The sequence below is a fragment of the Rhabdaerophilum calidifontis genome (assembly GCF_008641065.1).
GTDB classification, from domain to species: Bacteria; Pseudomonadota; Alphaproteobacteria; order Rhizobiales; family Beijerinckiaceae; genus Rhabdaerophilum; species Rhabdaerophilum calidifontis.
Window position 1 is genome coordinate 104380 of record NZ_VTRS01000006.1, and the last position, 14585, is coordinate 118964.

Genomic DNA, 14585 nt, shown 5'->3' on the forward strand with positions numbered 1-14585 from the left:
GAACTCCTGTCGAAACGGTTCTGACGGCGCGCTCAGCGCGCGAAGGGGGTCGCGTCGGCGGTCTTCGTCGGCGCGTCGGTCGAGGCGAATTTCTTCTTCGCGTCGGCGAGCCAGGCGACGTATTCCGCCTCCGGCACGACCTTGATCGCGAGCGGCATGAAGGCGTGGTCCTTGCCGCACAGCTCCGAGCACTGGCCGTAATAGATGCCCTCGCGCGTCGCCTTGAACCAGGTCTGGTTCAGGCGTCCCGGCACCGCATCGACCTTGACGCCGAACGAGGGCATCGCGAAGGCATGCAGCACGTCCGCCGCGGTCACCTGCACCTGCACAACCTTGTTCACCGGCACCACCGCGACATTGTCGACCGCGAGCAGACGGGGCAGATCCTCGGCCTTGGCCTTGCCCTCAGCCACGAGCTTGCGGATATCCTCTTCAGCGAGCATCCGCGCCTCGAATTCGAAGCCGCCGCCGGCATCCTTCGGATATTCGAACTTCCAATACCAGGCATGGCCCGTGAGCTTCAGCGTCAGGTCCGGCTTCGGCACCACGATCTGCTCCTTGAGCAGCCGGAAGGACGGGATCGCGATCACGACCAGGATCAGCACCGGGATCAACGTCCAGGCGACTTCGAGCCCGGCATGATGCGTGGTCTTCGAGGGGGTCGGGTTCGCCTTGGCGTTGAACCGCGCGACCACGATCGCCAGCAGCACCAGCACGAACAGCGTGATCACCGTGATGATCGGCATCAGCAGCGCATTGTGGAACCAGTGGATATCCTGCGCGACCGGCGTTGCCGCGCTCTGCAGCCCGATCTGCCAGGGCGTGGCCTGCCCGTATCCTGCGGCGGCGACGCCCGGCATTGCGCAGAGCGCGCCCGCCGAGACCGATCGGAGCACTCCTCCCGGAGTCGTCGTCCGAGCCAGCGCGCCAAGCGCGCGATTGATCGACGTCAAAGCCATGGCCGCTGCCACTCCCCTAAAACCCGCCCCGGATCCGGTCGGTCTTCGCGCCGGATTGCCACCGGCGCCGGGATCTTCGATCGCCCCGATCCGGTGGGGCGGAAATCCGCGCACTCATATGCGTGCTTGCGTATATGATCCCGATCACTATTCATGATCGGGGCGATGATGCAAGGCCGGGCGAGCCCAGCTTTGCCTTTTCCACTTAAGCGGATTTTCGATGAAGGCAAGCGCGCCGAAAGCAGCGGCGTCCGTTCGCCGCAGCGCGCTGGCAGGGCTTCCGGCAATGGGGTTTCCGCTTTCTTGACACGGGGGACGGCTCTGTTAGGCCAATCACCTGCCGAACTCGCGGAGTCACCCGAGCCTTGCCCCAGAGCCTTCCGTTTCCCCGCTCCATTCGTCGCGCCGTCGCCGCTCTTGCGCTGCTTGCCGGCCTCGTGGCTCCGGCCTGCGCGCAGGGCGCGCTCAAGGGCAAGTTCGGGGATTGGCAGCATCGCTGCGACACGCCGGCCGCGACCGGGATCGAGCAATGCATCCTGATCCAGAACGTGCTCGACCAATCGGATCTCAATCTCGCGGTGGTCGTCCTGCGCGTCGAGGACACGCTCGCTACCGCCGAGGCACGCAAGAAGGATGCCAAGGCCCCGCCGGTGCGCCGGCCGGTGCTGCGCGTCATCGCGCCGCTCGGCATCCTGCTGCCGCGCGGACTTGGCCTGAAGATCGACGACAGGGAGATCGGCTCGACCGGCTTCGTGCGCTGCCTCGAATCGGGCTGCGTGGCCGAGGTCGACATGGACCAGAGCTTGATCGACAGCTTCAGGAAGGGCAAGGTTGCATTGTTCGCGGTGTTCCTGACGCCGGAGGAGGGGCGGGGCCTGCCGGTCACGCTCGCCGGGTTCGAACAGGGCTTCGCGCAACTGAAGTGAGTCCCTTCCGCCGCCATCCCGAGGATGAATGCCCGTGAGTGCCCGCGTCCCGTCCCGCTTCGTCCGCCTTGCCGCCCTCTGTCTCGCCGGCGCCGGCCTCGCCGCCTGCTCGGGCACGACCGCGACGCAGAGCGAGAAGACGTTCACCGAGCGCTTTCTCTTCGCCGGCACCAAGCTGCCCGAGCAGAAGGAGACATCCGAGGCGAGCCGGCGCGAACTCGGCTGCCCCTCGGCGCGGATCCTCGAGGGAACCGGGGTTTTCCGGGCGGGCGATGCCGGGGGCGCACGCGGGGTTACCTTCCAGGCGGCGATCAACGATCTCGCGCGCGAATGTAACCCCGATGGTGAGGTGATGCGGATCCGGGTCGGCGTGCAGGGCCGCGTGCTGCTCGGGGATAGCGGCAAGCCCGGCACCGTGACCGTCCCGCTCCGGGTCGCGGTACGCGGCAATGGCCAGACGGTCTATTCGCGGCTCGTGCCGTTGGCGGTGACGATTCCGTCCAACGACACCCAGGCGAGCTTTGTCGTGATCGACGACCAGATCGCCCTGCCGATCACGGGGGAGGATCCCGGCGAATATTATTCCATCCTTGTCGGCATCGATCCACAGGGCGCCCGGCCGGAGCGACGCCGGCGGCGTTGACAGGCCCCGGAAATCCGTTAGGGGTCTTAGCATAGGCCATCTCCCGCGCGGGAGAGAGCGGAAGGCTTCGGCCCGCCGCCGCCGAAGGCGCAACCGCCCCGGAAACGCTCAGGCAAAAGGACCGCGCGAGAAAAGCCGCTCTGGAAAGCGAGGGCGCGCCCTCCACCGACGGAGTAAGCGGGTTGCCCGGCAGGCGGCGCCCCGCGAAATCTCTCAGGTCCCGTGACAGAGGGGGCAGCCGCGTTCCGTGAGGACGCGCTGACACCTGTTGACGGAGGCGGCTGCGGCCGGGCGCGGATGGCGGATACTTCCAAGGCTGACAATACCGAGACCGGCGAGCTCAGGACGACGCCGCTTGCGGCCTGGCATGGGGCGCAGGGCGCGCGCATGGTGCCCTTCGCCGGCTATTCCATGCCGGTGCAATATCCGTCCGGCATCATGGCCGAGCATCTCTGGACGCGCGAGAAGGCCGGCCTGTTCGATGTCTCGCATATGGGCCAGTGTTTCGTGATCTCGGATTCCTGGGAGCGCACAGCCCGTGCGCTCGAGGCGCTGGTGCCGGCGGACATCCTCAATCTCAGGCCGGGTCAGCAGCGTTATTCCCAGCTCCTCGCCGAGGATGGCGGCATTCTCGACGATCTGATGATCACCCGCCCGGCCTATCCCGGCTTCGATGGCTACGCCTATCTCGTCGTCAATGCCGGCTGCAAGGAGCAGGATTACGCGCATCTCCGCGCCCGCCTGCCTGCCGGCGTGCGGCTCGAACTGGAGGACGAGATGGCGCTCGTCGCGCTTCAGGGGCCGGCGGCGGCGGATATCCTCGGCGCCATCGTGCCCGGCATCGGTGCGCTGCCGTTCATGATGTCGCATGCCGCCCTGGTCGAAGGGGTCCATCTCCATGTCTCGCGCTCCGGCTATACCGGGGAGGACGGGTTCGAGATCGCGGTGCCCGACGCGCATGTGGTTGCGTTCTGCGACCGGCTCATGGCCGATGCGCGTGTGCGTCCCGTCGGGCTCGGCGCGCGGGATTCTCTGCGACTGGAGGCGGGGCTCTGCCTCTATGGCCACGATATCGATCCCACGACCTCGCCCGTCGAGGCCGATCTGACATGGTCGATCCAGAAGCGCCGGCGCGAGGCGGGCGGGTTCCCCGGCGCGGCGCGCATCCAGCGCGAATTGCGCGAGAGGCCGGCGCGGCTGCGCGTCGGCATCCGCCCCGAGGGGCGCCAGCCCGCGCGCGAGGGCACGGAGATCCTGGTCGGCGGCCGGCCGGTTGGCCGCATCACCTCCGGCGGGTTCGGCCCCTCGGCCAATGCGCCGGTGGCGATGGGCTATGTCGAGGCGGCCTTCGCGCGGCCCGACACGCCCGTCACGCTCATCGTCCGCGGTCGGGAGCTTCAGGCGCATATCGCCGCCATGCCCTTCGTGCCGCACCGCTATTTCCGCTGACACCCTTCCGCCATCGCTCGGGGAGAGAGCCATGCCGACCTATTACACCAAGGATCACGAATATATCCGCGTCGAAGGCGATACCGGCACCGTCGGAATCACGCATTACGCCCAGGAACAGCTCGGCGACGTGGTGTTCGTCGAGCTGCCGGAGATCGGCAGGGCGGTGAAGCAGGGCGGCGAGGCCGCCGTGGTCGAGAGCGTCAAGGCCGCGAGCGAGGTCTATGCCCCGGTTTCCGGCGAGGTCGTCGCGGTCAATGCCGCGCTGCCTGATGCGCCGGCCACGGTCAACGAGGATCCCGAGGGCGCAGGCTGGTTCATGAAGATCCGCCTCGCCGACACGGGCGAGCTCGCGGGCCTGATGGACGAAGCCGCCTACAAGGCGCTGGTCGGCGCCTGAACCTGCCGGAGGGAGGCTTTCGATGCGTTACCTGCCGCTGACCGCCGAGGACCGCTCGGCCATGCTCGCGAAGATCGGCGTCGATCATGTCGACGCGCTCTTCGCCGATATCCCGGCCGACAAGCTGCTCCGCGGGCCGGTCGATCTGCCGCGCCGCAAGGGCGAGGCGGAGGTCGAGCGCATCCTTTCGCGCATGGCGGCCAAGAATGTTCCGGCCGCCTCCGTTCCGTTCTTCGTCGGCGCCGGCGCCTACAGGCACCATGTTCCGGCGACGGTCGATCACCTGATCCAGCGCTCGGAGTTCCTGACGAGCTATACCCCCTATCAGCCGGAGATCGCGCAGGGGACGCTGCAATACCTGTTCGAATTCCAGACGCAGGTGGCGCTCCTCACCGGCATGGAGGTGGCCAACGCCTCGATGTATGACGGCTCGACCGGCACCGGCGAGGCGGTGCTGATGGCGCATCGCGTGACGCGGCGCAACAAGGCCGTGCTCTCCGGCGGGCTGCACCCGCATTATGCCGAGGTGGTGAAGACGCTCTCGCACATGGCGGGCGACACGGTGGTTGCCGCCCCGCCGAGCCCGAAGGCGGACGAGGATCTCGCGGCGCTCATCGATGGCGAAACCTCCTGCCTGGTCGTGCAGAACCCGGACGTGTTCGGCAATCTGCGCGACCTTCGCCCGCTTGCTGCCGCCTGTCAGGCCAGGGGCGCGCTGCTCATTGCGGTGGTGACGGAAATCGTCTCGCTCGGGCTCGTCGAGAGCCCCGGCGCGATGGGCGCGGATATCGTCGTCGGGGAAGGGCAATCGCTCGGCAACGGGCTCAATTTCGGCGGTCCCTATGTCGGGCTCTTCGCGGCGCGACAGAAATTCGTACGCCAGATGCCGGGCCGCCTCTGCGGGGAGACGGTGGATGCGGAGGGCAAGCGCGGCTTCGTGCTCACGCTCTCGACGCGCGAGCAACATATCCGCCGCGACAAGGCGACCTCGAACATCTGCACCAATTCCGGCCTCTGCTGCCTCGCCTTCACCATCCACATGACGCTGCTCGGCGAGGCAGGGCTCGCGCGCCTTGCGCGCATCAACCATGCCAACGCGGTGAAGCTTGCGGAAATGCTGGGCGATGTGCGGGGCGTGGAGGTTCTCACCGGCGCCTTCTTCAACGAATTCACGCTGAAGCTGCCCGGCAACGCGGCGGCTATCGTGGAAAGGCTCGCCGCGAAGGGTGTGCTCGCGGGCGTGCCCTATTCGCGGCTCGCCCCGGCCGCCGGGCTCGACGATCTGATGATCGTCGCGAATACCGAGGTGAATACGGACGAGGATCGCGCAGCCTTTGTCGGCGCGCTGAAGGAGGTCGTGTGATGCTCAACAATCAGGGACGTCCCACCGCCGCCGGCGCGGCCGGGGCCCAGAGCCACCCAACCTTCACGGGCAACCGCGCGCTCATGATCGAGGAGGCTTTGCTCTTCGAGATCGGCCGCGCCGATGTCACCGGCGTTGACCTCGACGAGCCGGAGGGCATCGCGTTTTCAAGCGAGGTGGGAACCGGCTCGCGTGAAGAAAACGCGTCCGGAAAAAGGGCCTTCAAGCACCGCCTCGGCGGGCTCGAGCGCAAGGGTGCGATCGGCCTTGTCGGCCTCTCGGAGCCCGAGACGATGCGCCATTACGTGCGCCTCTCCCAGAAGAATTACGGCATCGATACCGGGCTCTTCCCGCTCGGCTCCTGCACGATGAAGCACAATCCGCGCCTCAACGAGAAGATGGCGCGGCTGCCGGGTTTCGCGGATGTGCATCCGCTGCAACCGCAATCGACCGTACAGGGGGCGCTGGAACTCGTCGATGAACTGGCGCGCTGGCTCCTGGCGCTGACCGGCACCGAGGCGGTGGCGATGTCGCCCAAGGCCGGCGCCCATGGCGAACTCGCGGGCATGATGGCGATCAAGGCTGCGATCGAGGCCAGGGGCGAGGCGGAGACGCGCAGGGTGGTGCTGGTGCCGGAATCCGCGCATGGCACCAACCCGGCGACCGCCGCCCTGATCGGCTTCGTCGTGAAGCCGGTTCCGGCGCGGGCTGACGGCACGGTGCATGTCGAGGATGTGCGGGCGCTGCTCGGGCCGGATGTTGCCGCCATCATGCTCACCAACCCCAATACCTGCGGCATTTTCGAGCCGCAGGTGGTCGAGATCGCCGCAGCGATGCACGCGGCCGGCGGGTATTTCTATTGCGACGGCGCCAATTTCAACGCCATCGTCGGCAAGGCGCGGCCCGGTGATCTCGGCATCGACGCCATGCATATCAACCTGCACAAGACCTTCTCGACGCCCCATGGCGGCGGCGGGCCGGGGGCGGGGCCCGTGGTGCTCTCGGCGCGCCTCGCGCCCTTCGCGCCGCTGCCCTTCCTCCGCCGCACGGAAACGGGGCTGGAACTCGTCGAAGACCGTGCCGCCGCGGGCGAGTCCCGGCCCTTCGGCCGCGTCACGGCCTTCCACGGCCAGATGGGCATGTTCGTGCGCGCGCTGGCCTATATGCTCAGCCATGGCGCCGACGGCATGCGCCAGGCCAGCGAGGATGCGGTGCTGAACGCGAATTACATCCGCGCCGGCTTGCAGGACCTGATGTCCGTGCCCTTCCCCGATCATCCCTCCATGCACGAGGCGCTGTTCGATGATGCCTGGCTTAAGGATACGGGCGTGACGACGCTCGATTTCGCGAAAGCCATGATCGACGAGGGCTACCACCCGATGACGATGTATTTCCCGCTCGTCGTCCATGGCGCGATGCTGATCGAGCCGACGGAGAGCGAGAGCCGCGCCGCGCTCGATCTGTTCATCATGGCCTTGCGGGATCTCGCGCTGCGCGCCAAACGCGGCGAGACGGAGCGCTTCGCCGGCGCGCCCTTCCACGCGCCTCGGCGGCGGCTCGACGAAACCCGCGCCGCCCGCGCCCCCGTGCTGCGATGGACGCCGCCGGAGCCGGTGCGCGACGCGGCGGAATAGGCTCCGCGAAGGCGGCGTCCGCCGCCGTCACATCCCCTGGAAGATCGCCATCACCCGGCCGATCGCGTCGGCGCGCGCCTCGGGATGCGTGCCGATCGTCACGGTTCCGCTGCCATTGGCGGAAAAGGCCGCCTTGCGCGTGCGGATCGGCAGGTTCGGATGGTCGAAACTGTGATACGCGCCGGGATAGCCGATGAAACGCACGCCGGGCAGTTGCCGGCAAGGTTCGGCGGCGGTCCAGTCATCGGCGAGCCCGTGCAGGATCGTCACCGGCACGCGGGCGGAATAGCCCTTCCGCAGCAAGGTCTTGCACCCGGGATAGAAGGCGACGGCGCGCGCGAATTCCACCCCGCTCGGCCGCGCGCCGGCATTGGTGGCGTGCAGCAGCGCCATGGCGCCGTTCGACCAGCCGAGGAGCCCGATGCGGCGCTTCTGGATATCGGGTCGTGCGGCGAGCCATTCGGCTGCGGCGAAGATGTCGTCGCGCCGGTCGGTGAGATCGATTTCGCGGTCGCGCTCGGTGCATTGCGAGCCGAGGCCGCGCGAGCCGAAACTGTCCGGGAACAGCACCAGGAACCCGGCATCCCGCAGCCGCTGCCCCCAATCGGAATGGCGCGGGTTGAGCCCGCGCGCCGAGCCGAGCCCGGCGCAGCCATGCAGCGCGATGATGGCGGGAAACGGGCCGCCGCCATCCGGGCGCATCATCAGCGCCTTGACGGGGTGGCCGCCGCGGCCGGGATAGGTGACCCATTCGCCGGCGAGCGCCGCCCCCAGCGCGGCGAGCCCCACGGCGCAGGCGATGAGGAGGCGGAGGGTGACGAGCATGGCGATGTCCTCGGCGACACGGTGGATTGCCCGGACAGGATATCGCCGCCCTGCTCCCGCGCCATGAAAAAGGCCGCTCGAAAGCGGCCCATTTTCCTCACGCTCCGGATGCGCTCAGTTGAGCCTGGCCTTGATTTCGGCAAGCCCGGTCTGGAAGGCCTCGTCGCCCTTCGCAGCGCCGAGGATGGTGGCGGCGGCCTTCGTCGCAAGATCGACCGCAGCGGCGCGCACCTCCTGCGTCGCCTGCTCCTCGGCCTGACGGATCTTGAGTTCAGCCTGCGCGGTGCGGCGCTTCACGAAATCCTCAAGCTTGGTCTTGGCCTCGGCCTCGAGCCGCGTGGCCTCCGCCTTGGCGGCGGCAACGATCTCCTCGGCCTCCTTCTCGGCCGCGACGCGCTTCGCCTCGTAGCTCCGGAGCAGGGCGGCCGCCTCGTCGCGCAGCCGCTCGGCCTCGGCGAGCTGGGCGGCGATCTTCCGGCCGCGCGAATCGAGGCCGTCGAGGATCATCCGGTGCGCGCCGGCATAGATCAGGATGCCGACGAAGATCAGGAAGGCGAGGGCAACGAACAGTTCCGCGCTCATGGTTTCACCTTCACTCGCCGGCTGCCGCGCCGAGCGCCTTGTTGAGCGCCGCCGCGGTCGGCTTCTTGCCGCCGAGCTGCTCGATGATGGCCGATGCCGCCTCGCGGGCGATGTCGCCGACATGCTCCATGGCCTTGGCCTTGGTCTCGGCGATGGCCTGTTCTGCGGCGATCATCTTCCGGGCGAGATCCTGCTCGACCCCCTGGCGTTTCGCGTCGATCTCCCGCGCGCTCTTGGCGCGGGCCTCCTGCGCGATCGCCTGCGCATTGGCGCGCGCCTTGGCAAGCGCCTGCTCATGGGCCTGGGCGGCGGCCTCGGCCTGCTTCTGCGCCGCCTCGGCGGCGCGGAGATTGCCGTCGATCGTCTCGCGGCGATGTTCGAGGACAGCGCCCACCCGCGGCAGGGCCACCCGGCTCATCAGCAGGTAGAGCGCGCCGAACGACAGGATCAGCCAGAAGATCTGGCCGGGGAAGGTCCGCGCGTCGAAGGGCGGGAAGCGGTGGCCGCCGCCATCGCCGGCCGCGAGGGCCGGGACGGTCAGCACCGCCGCGATCATAAGCGCAGTCACGAGGCGCATGGCTGCATCCTCTCGGCAGGAGGGAGAGAGCGGCGGCGCGACCTAAGCCGCACCGCCGGCGATTCCGGCCGCGATCTCAGACGACGAAGAGCAGGAAGATCACGACGACGAACGAGAAGATGCCGAGACCTTCCGCGAGCGCCGCGCCGATCAGCGCGCGGGTGAACTGGCCGTCGGCCGCCGACGGGTTGCGCAGCGCGCCCGAGAGGAAATTGCCGAAGATGTTGCCGACGCCCATGGCGGCGAGGCCCATGCCCAGCGCCGCGAGACCAGCGCCGATATACTTGCCAACGATCGGATCCATCGAGATTACTCCGTTTGAAGAGATGGGTTGGTGGAGGGTTCGACCGGCTTCTTACGTCAATGCCCCGGATGGAGCGCGTCGTTGAGGTAGACGCAGGTCAGAATGGTGAAGACATAGGCCTGGAGGAACGCGACCAGGAATTCGAGCGCGGTCACGGCCACGGCCATGATCAGCGGCACCGGCGCCAGCGCCGCCCAGGCTCCCGCCCCGAGCAGCATCACCGCGAGGCCGCCGAACGCCTTGAGGACGATATGCCCCGCCAGCATGTTGCCGAACAGACGCAGCGACAGCGAAACCGGCCGCGACAGGAAGGAGATGATCTCGATCGGCACCATCAGCGCGAGGATCGGCGCCGGAACACCCGAGGGCACGAACAGCCCGAAGAAATGCGTGCCGTGCTTGATCACGCCCGCGATCACCACGACCCCGATCACCAGCACCGCGAAGGCCGCCGTGACGACGATCTGGCTCGTGACGGTGAAGGAGCCCGGGATCATGCCGAGCAGATTCGCCGCGAAGACGAACATGAACAGCGAGAAGACCAGCGGGAAGAATTGCATGCCGTCCTTGCCGGTGGCGCCGGTCAGGGTGCTGGCCACGAATTCATAGGCCATCTCGGCCAGGGATTGCAGCCGCCCCGGCACGAGTTCGCGCCGCGCGGTGCCGTAGACCATGATCAGCGTGATGACGCCGATCGCGATCAGCATCCAGAGCGACGCATTGGTGAAGGAAAGGTCGCGGCCGAAAAACTGGAGGTCGACGAGCTTCTGCACCTCGAACTGGTGCATCGGGTCGATGGGTTTGCCGGGTTGCGCCACGTGGGTCGCCCTTCTTCCTAGTCGCCCTGCCCGGACCGTCCGCCATTCCCGTCGGGGCGGCGCTGCCCGAGCCGATAGAGATTGAGGAAACCAGCCCCCATGCCCATGATCAGGAACACGACCAGGAACAAAGGCTTCGTCCCGATTTGCCGATCGAGAAAGAACCCGATCGCCCCCCCGACAAGGACGCCCGCGACGAGTTCCGTCGCCGCCCTCAGCCCCGCAGCCAGCTCGCCCCCAGAGGCATGCTTACCGGATGCGCCTGAAGCTTCCCGGTCCTCGGCGACAGCCTCGCCGAGATCGGCCTTCAGAGCATCGAGCCGTGACCTGAGATCCGCCGGGCTTTGATCCGGGAGCGGGGCGTTCGGGCCCTGAGGGGCCGAGGATCCGTCCGGTTCGCGCATGGCGCCTGATCATCCTGTCAGGTGCGCCGCCTCCCGAGGGCTGCGGCGCGCTGGCACGGCGCCCCGATTTCCCGGAGCCCCGCGTCGAGGCGCTGTTAATCAGCCGCTAATGTCCGTGTCAAGCCGCGCGAAGGGCGGATTTCCGCGGCTTCCGCGCGCAGCGCGACCTCCTCCGCCGGCTGTTGCCGCAATGCAGCACAGGGCGGAGGCGGCCCCGGTCAGACCGCCTCGGCGAGGCGCTCGGCGGCAGCGAGATCGACCGAAACCACCTGGCTCACCCCGCGTTCGACCATGGTGACGCCGTAGAGGCGGTCCATCCGCGCCATCGAGATCGGATTGTGGGTGATGACGAGGAAGCGCGTCTCGGTCTCCCGCGCCATGTCGCGCAGCAGATCGCAAAGCCGTTCCACGTTCGAATCGTCGAGCGGCGCGTCGACCTCGTCGAGCACGCAGATCGGCGCGGGATTGGTGAGGAAAACCGCGAAGATCAGCGCCGTGGCGGTCAGCGCCTGTTCGCCGCCGGAGAGCAGGGAGAGCAATTGCGGCTTCTTTCCCGGCGGTTTCGCGATGATCTCAAGCCCTGATTCGAGCGGATCCTCCGCCTCGACAAGCTGCAACTCGGCCGCACCGCCGCCGAACAGCCGCTCGAACAGCCGCCGGAAATGCCCGTCCACCACCCCGAAGGCGGCCTGGAGCCGGCTTCGGCCCTCGGCATTGAGCTGGTCGATCGCGCGGCGGAACTTGCGGATCGCGGCGAGCACATCCTCGCGCTCGCGGTCGAGCATGGCCCGCTCGCCCTCGATCTCGGCGAGTTCGGTATCGGCGCGCAGATTGACCGCGCCGAGCCGGTCGCGGTCGCCGCGCAGATCCTGGAGACGGCGCTCGATCGCATCGGGATCGACGATCGCCGGCCCGTCGAGCGCCGCGATCCGCTCGGCCAGCGCCGCGACGGGCGCCTCGATCCGCTCCTCGATGGCGCGGACGACATGGGCGTGCTTCTCGCCGGCATTCTGGCGATGGGCGTCGAGCCGCGCGGCCGCCTCGCGCGCGTCGGCGAGCGCGGTCATCGCGCCGCGCGCCGCCTCGTCCGCCCGGCGCAACGTCGCCTCGCCCTCGGCGCGGGCATCTTCCGCCATCTGCCGGTCCTGTGCTGCGGTCGCGATCTCGGCCTCGATGGTCCGGCGCCGCTGCCCGAGTTCGGCGGGGAGCGCGGCCAGCCTTTCGGCCTCGGCGGCAAGCCGGGCATGGCGTTCGGCCTGATCCGTATCCTGCTGGCGCGCCCGCGCGATCCGCTCGGCCCAGGCGGCCTGCTCGCGGCCGATCGCCGCGACGCGCTCCCGCGCCGCCGCGAGCCGTGCCGACCGCTGGCTCTCCGTGTCGCGCGCCGCCTGCTCGGCGCGCCGCGCCTCGGCCAGGGCGGCGGCGAGCCCGGCAAGCGGGTTCTCGGCCCGGCGTTCCGGCAGGGCGGCGCAAGCCGCCCGCGCCGTTTCGGCATGGCTCAGCGCTTCCGCGCAATCCCCCGCGAGCGCGGCGACGCGGTTGCGCAGGGCCTCGACGCGCAGGCGCGCCTCCTCCGTGCGGCGGGTTTCGCGCTGGAACTCCGCCTGCGCCGCGTCCCGCGCGCCGCCGGCCCTGCGCGCCGCCTCGCGCGCCGCAAGCGAATCGGCCTCGGCCTTCCGGGTCTGGCCGGCGAGCTGGTCGATCCGGGCGCGGGCCTCGTCGCGCTTCCGGCGCGCTTCGGCGGCATGGGCCTCGATCTCGGCGAGGCGGTTGCGTTCGGCGAGGCGGCGCGCGGCGGCGCTCGGCGCCTCGGCGCGGGCGGTGAAACCGTCCCAGCGCCAGAGATCGCCCTCGCGGGTCACGAGCCGCTGGCCCTGGCGGAGATGGCGGCGGAGCGCGAGCCCCTGCTCGCGCGTGACGATGCCGATCTGCGACAGGCGCGGCTGCAGTGCCGCCGGCGCCTCGACATGATTGAGGGCAGGCTCGGCGCCCTCGGGCAGGGGGGGCAGCCCGGCGGCTTCGATCGCGGCATCGTCCCAGTGCCGCGCCGCGCCGGGTTCGAGCGCCGCCTCGAGATCCTCGCCGAGCGCCGCCGCGAGCGCGGTCTCGTAGCCGGGCGCGACCCGGATCCGGTCGATCGCCGGGGTCCACAGCCCCGGTTCGGCCTGATCGACGAGCTTGCGGATGGTGCGGGCCTCGGTCTCGAGGCGTTGGAGCAGGCGCTCGGCCTCCGCGAGGCGCGGCCGCTCCGCCTGCTCGGCCGCGCGCGCGGCGCGCGCCGCGTTCTCGGCCGCCTCCGCCGCGGCCAGCGCCTGATCATAGGCCGCGAGACGGGCCTCCGCCTCGCGCTCCAGCGCGGCGAGGCGTTGCAGGCCGGGATCGCTCGATTCGAGCCTTTCGAGTTCGCGCCGCGCCTGCGCCTCGGCGCCCTCGAGGCGGGCGCGGCGGCTCTCGGCCTCGGCGAGCCGCTGTTCGGCCGCGCGGCGATCGGCCTCGGCTTCGGCCTCGGCGCGCTGCGCTTCGGCGAAGGCGGCCTCGGCGCGGCCCCGCGCCGCTTCCGCCTCGGCCCGGCGTTCGGCATCGCCGGCCTGCTCCGTCATTTCCGCCGCGATCCGCGCGGCCAGCGCCTCCGCTTCCTCCGCGAGGCGGATCGCCGCCGCGTCGGCATCGCCGAGCATCCGGGCCGCCGCCGCGCGGTCGCGGTCGAGTTCCTCGCGCCGCGCCGCGATCTCGGCGATTCGCCTGTCCGCGAGGCGGATCTCGTTGTCGAGCGTCTCGCGTGCGACGATGAGCCGCTGGTGTCGTGCCTCGGCCTCGGCGGCGCGCTGGCGCAGCGCCTCGGCCTCGTGCTCCGCCACGGCGCGGGCGCGCTCGGTTTCGCCCTGACGGATCGTTGCGGCGGCAATGGCCCGCACCGCAAGGTCATGCTCGCGCCGCGCCGCCTCGGCTTCGCGCGCGGCAAGATCGAGGCTCGCCGCGAGCTGGCGCAGTTCGAGCGCCCGGATCTCGGCCTGGAGCGCCTTGAAGCGCTGGGCCTGCTTCGCCTGCTTGCGCAGATCGCCGATCTGGCGATCGAGTTGGCCGAGCACGTCCTCGGTGCGGGTGAGGTTGTCCTCCGCCTGCCGGAGCCGCAGCTCTGCCTCGTGCCGTCGGGCGTGAAGCCCGGCGATGCCGGCGGCGTCCTCGAGGATGCGGCGGCGATGCTGCGGCTTGGCGGCGATCAGTTCGCCGATCTGCCCCTGACGCACCATCGAGGGCGAGCGTGCGCCGCTCGCGGCATCGGCGAACAGGATCTGGACATCGCGCGCGCGCACCTCGCGGCCGTTGATCCGGTAGGTCGAGCCCTGCTCGCGCACGATGCGGCGCGAGATGTCGAGCTGGTCGGCGCCTGCGAGATGGCCGGGGAGATCCGCCGGCGGCGCGCTGATGCGGATGGAGACTTCGGCATGGCTGCGCTCCGGCCGCGTCTGGGAGCCAGCGAAGATCACGTCGTCCATGCCGCCGCCGCGCAGCGATTTGGACGATGTCTCGCCCATCACCCAGCGCAGCGCCTCGACGAGGTTGGATTTGCCGCAACCATTCGGCCCGACCACGCCCGTGAGTCCGGGAGCGATCGCGATATCGGTCGGATCGACGAAGGTCTTGAAACCGGCGAGGCGCAGCCGCTCGAATTTCACGTGATGCCGTCCTGCCCGCTCATC

At 69.6% G+C, this 14585-nt stretch carries 14 protein-coding genes and 2 riboswitches; of the genes, 6 read left to right on the forward strand and 8 right to left on the reverse strand.

The window, feature by feature from the left end:
- Positions 1 to 32 precede the first annotated feature (32 nt).
- Positions 33 to 860, reverse strand: coding sequence for a cytochrome c oxidase subunit II (coxB, locus tag FWJ24_RS10980; RefSeq protein ID WP_150287978.1), 828 nt, complete (start codon positions 858 to 860; stop codon positions 33 to 35).
- Positions 861 to 1324: 464 nt separating this feature from the next.
- On the opposite strand from coxB, the gene FWJ24_RS10985 reads away from it, so the two are divergent.
- The 6 genes from FWJ24_RS10985 (at position 1325) to gcvPB (ending at position 7374) form a co-directional block, all read left to right on the forward strand.
- Positions 1325 to 1885, forward strand: coding sequence for an invasion associated locus B family protein (locus tag FWJ24_RS10985; RefSeq protein ID WP_246155656.1), 561 nt, complete (start codon positions 1325 to 1327; stop codon positions 1883 to 1885).
- Positions 1886 to 1919: 34 nt separating this feature from the next.
- Positions 1920 to 2528: a hypothetical protein gene (locus tag FWJ24_RS10990; RefSeq protein ID WP_150287877.1), complete on the forward strand. Its 609-nt coding sequence runs from the start codon at positions 1920 to 1922 to the stop codon at positions 2526 to 2528.
- A 38-nt stretch (positions 2529 to 2566) separates the two neighbouring features.
- Positions 2567 to 2662, forward strand: a riboswitch (glycine riboswitch).
- Positions 2663 to 2767: riboswitch (glycine riboswitch) on the forward strand. It abuts the riboswitch before it with no gap.
- 58 nt (positions 2768 to 2825) lie between these two features.
- On the forward strand, positions 2826 to 3977 hold the full coding sequence (gcvT, locus tag FWJ24_RS10995) for a glycine cleavage system aminomethyltransferase GcvT (protein WP_150287878.1): 1152 nt from the start codon (positions 2826 to 2828) through the stop codon (positions 3975 to 3977).
- A 31-nt stretch (positions 3978 to 4008) separates the two neighbouring features.
- Complete coding sequence (gene gcvH, locus FWJ24_RS11000) at positions 4009 to 4377, forward strand: glycine cleavage system protein GcvH (protein WP_150287879.1); 369 nt, start codon at positions 4009 to 4011, stop codon at positions 4375 to 4377.
- Positions 4378 to 4399: 22 nt separating this feature from the next.
- A complete protein-coding gene (gcvPA, locus tag FWJ24_RS11005; protein WP_150287880.1) occupies positions 4400 to 5740 on the forward strand; it encodes an aminomethyl-transferring glycine dehydrogenase subunit GcvPA in 1341 nt (446 codons plus the stop codon).
- Positions 5740 to 7374, forward strand: a complete 1635-nt coding sequence (gene gcvPB / locus FWJ24_RS11010; RefSeq protein WP_206110828.1) for an aminomethyl-transferring glycine dehydrogenase subunit GcvPB — start codon at positions 5740 to 5742, stop codon at positions 7372 to 7374. Before gcvPA ends, gcvPB begins: the two co-directional genes overlap by 1 nt.
- Positions 7375 to 7401: 27 nt before the next feature.
- On the opposite strand, the gene FWJ24_RS11015 is transcribed toward gcvPB, so the two are convergent.
- The 7 genes from FWJ24_RS11015 to smc all read right to left on the reverse strand — a co-directional run bounded on the left by FWJ24_RS11015 (position 7402) and on the right by smc (position 14561).
- A complete protein-coding gene (locus tag FWJ24_RS11015; RefSeq protein WP_150287882.1) occupies positions 7402 to 8199 on the reverse strand; it encodes a dienelactone hydrolase family protein in 798 nt (265 codons plus the stop codon).
- Positions 8200 to 8313: 114 nt separating this feature from the next.
- Positions 8314 to 8781 (reverse strand): F0F1 ATP synthase subunit B family protein, encoded by a 468-nt coding sequence (locus tag FWJ24_RS11020; RefSeq protein ID WP_150287883.1) that lies wholly within the window; start codon positions 8779 to 8781, stop codon positions 8314 to 8316.
- A 10-nt stretch (positions 8782 to 8791) separates the two neighbouring features.
- Entirely contained in the window at positions 8792 to 9358 is a 567-nt protein-coding gene (locus FWJ24_RS11025) for a F0F1 ATP synthase subunit B family protein (protein ID WP_246155657.1), read from the reverse strand.
- Between the two features lie 76 nt (positions 9359 to 9434).
- On the reverse strand, positions 9435 to 9662 hold the full coding sequence (locus FWJ24_RS11030; protein ID WP_150287884.1) for a F0F1 ATP synthase subunit C: 228 nt from the start codon (positions 9660 to 9662) through the stop codon (positions 9435 to 9437).
- A 56-nt stretch (positions 9663 to 9718) separates the two neighbouring features.
- Positions 9719 to 10450 (reverse strand): F0F1 ATP synthase subunit A, encoded by a 732-nt coding sequence (locus FWJ24_RS11035; RefSeq protein ID WP_150287981.1) that lies wholly within the window; start codon positions 10448 to 10450, stop codon positions 9719 to 9721.
- 47 nt (positions 10451 to 10497) lie between these two features.
- Entirely contained in the window at positions 10498 to 10884 is a 387-nt protein-coding gene (locus FWJ24_RS11040) for an AtpZ/AtpI family protein (protein WP_150287885.1), read from the reverse strand.
- Between the two features lie 218 nt (positions 10885 to 11102).
- A complete protein-coding gene (gene smc, locus FWJ24_RS11045; RefSeq protein ID WP_150287886.1) occupies positions 11103 to 14561 on the reverse strand; it encodes a chromosome segregation protein SMC in 3459 nt (1152 codons plus the stop codon).
- Positions 14562 to 14585: the final 24 nt, after the last annotated feature.

What these genes read in the sequence shown, in the direction of transcription:
- coxB (WP_150287978.1), bottom strand. Translation starts at nt 860, where the DNA reads ATGCCGGGCGTCGCCGCCGCAGGATACGGGCAGGCCACGCCCTGGCAG.
- gcvT (WP_150287878.1), top strand. Translation starts at nt 2,826, where the DNA reads ATGGCGGATACTTCCAAGGCTGACAATACCGAGACCGGCGAGCTCAGG.
- gcvH (WP_150287879.1), top strand. Translation starts at nt 4,009, where the DNA reads ATGCCGACCTATTACACCAAGGATCACGAATATATCCGCGTCGAAGGC.
- gcvPA (WP_150287880.1), top strand. Translation starts at nt 4,400, where the DNA reads ATGCGTTACCTGCCGCTGACCGCCGAGGACCGCTCGGCCATGCTCGCG.
- gcvPB (WP_206110828.1), top strand. Translation starts at nt 5,740, where the DNA reads ATGCTCAACAATCAGGGACGTCCCACCGCCGCCGGCGCGGCCGGGGCC.
- FWJ24_RS11015 (WP_150287882.1), bottom strand. Translation starts at nt 8,199, where the DNA reads ATGCTCGTCACCCTCCGCCTCCTCATCGCCTGCGCCGTGGGGCTCGCC.
- FWJ24_RS11020 (WP_150287883.1), bottom strand. Translation starts at nt 8,781, where the DNA reads ATGAGCGCGGAACTGTTCGTTGCCCTCGCCTTCCTGATCTTCGTCGGC.
- FWJ24_RS11025 (WP_246155657.1), bottom strand. Translation starts at nt 9,358, where the DNA reads ATGCGCCTCGTGACTGCGCTTATGATCGCGGCGGTGCTGACCGTCCCG.
- FWJ24_RS11030 (WP_150287884.1), bottom strand. Translation starts at nt 9,662, where the DNA reads ATGGATCCGATCGTTGGCAAGTATATCGGCGCTGGTCTCGCGGCGCTG.
- FWJ24_RS11035 (WP_150287981.1), bottom strand. Translation starts at nt 10,450, where the DNA reads ATGCACCAGTTCGAGGTGCAGAAGCTCGTCGACCTCCAGTTTTTCGGC.
- FWJ24_RS11040 (WP_150287885.1), bottom strand. Translation starts at nt 10,884, where the DNA reads ATGCGCGAACCGGACGGATCCTCGGCCCCTCAGGGCCCGAACGCCCCG.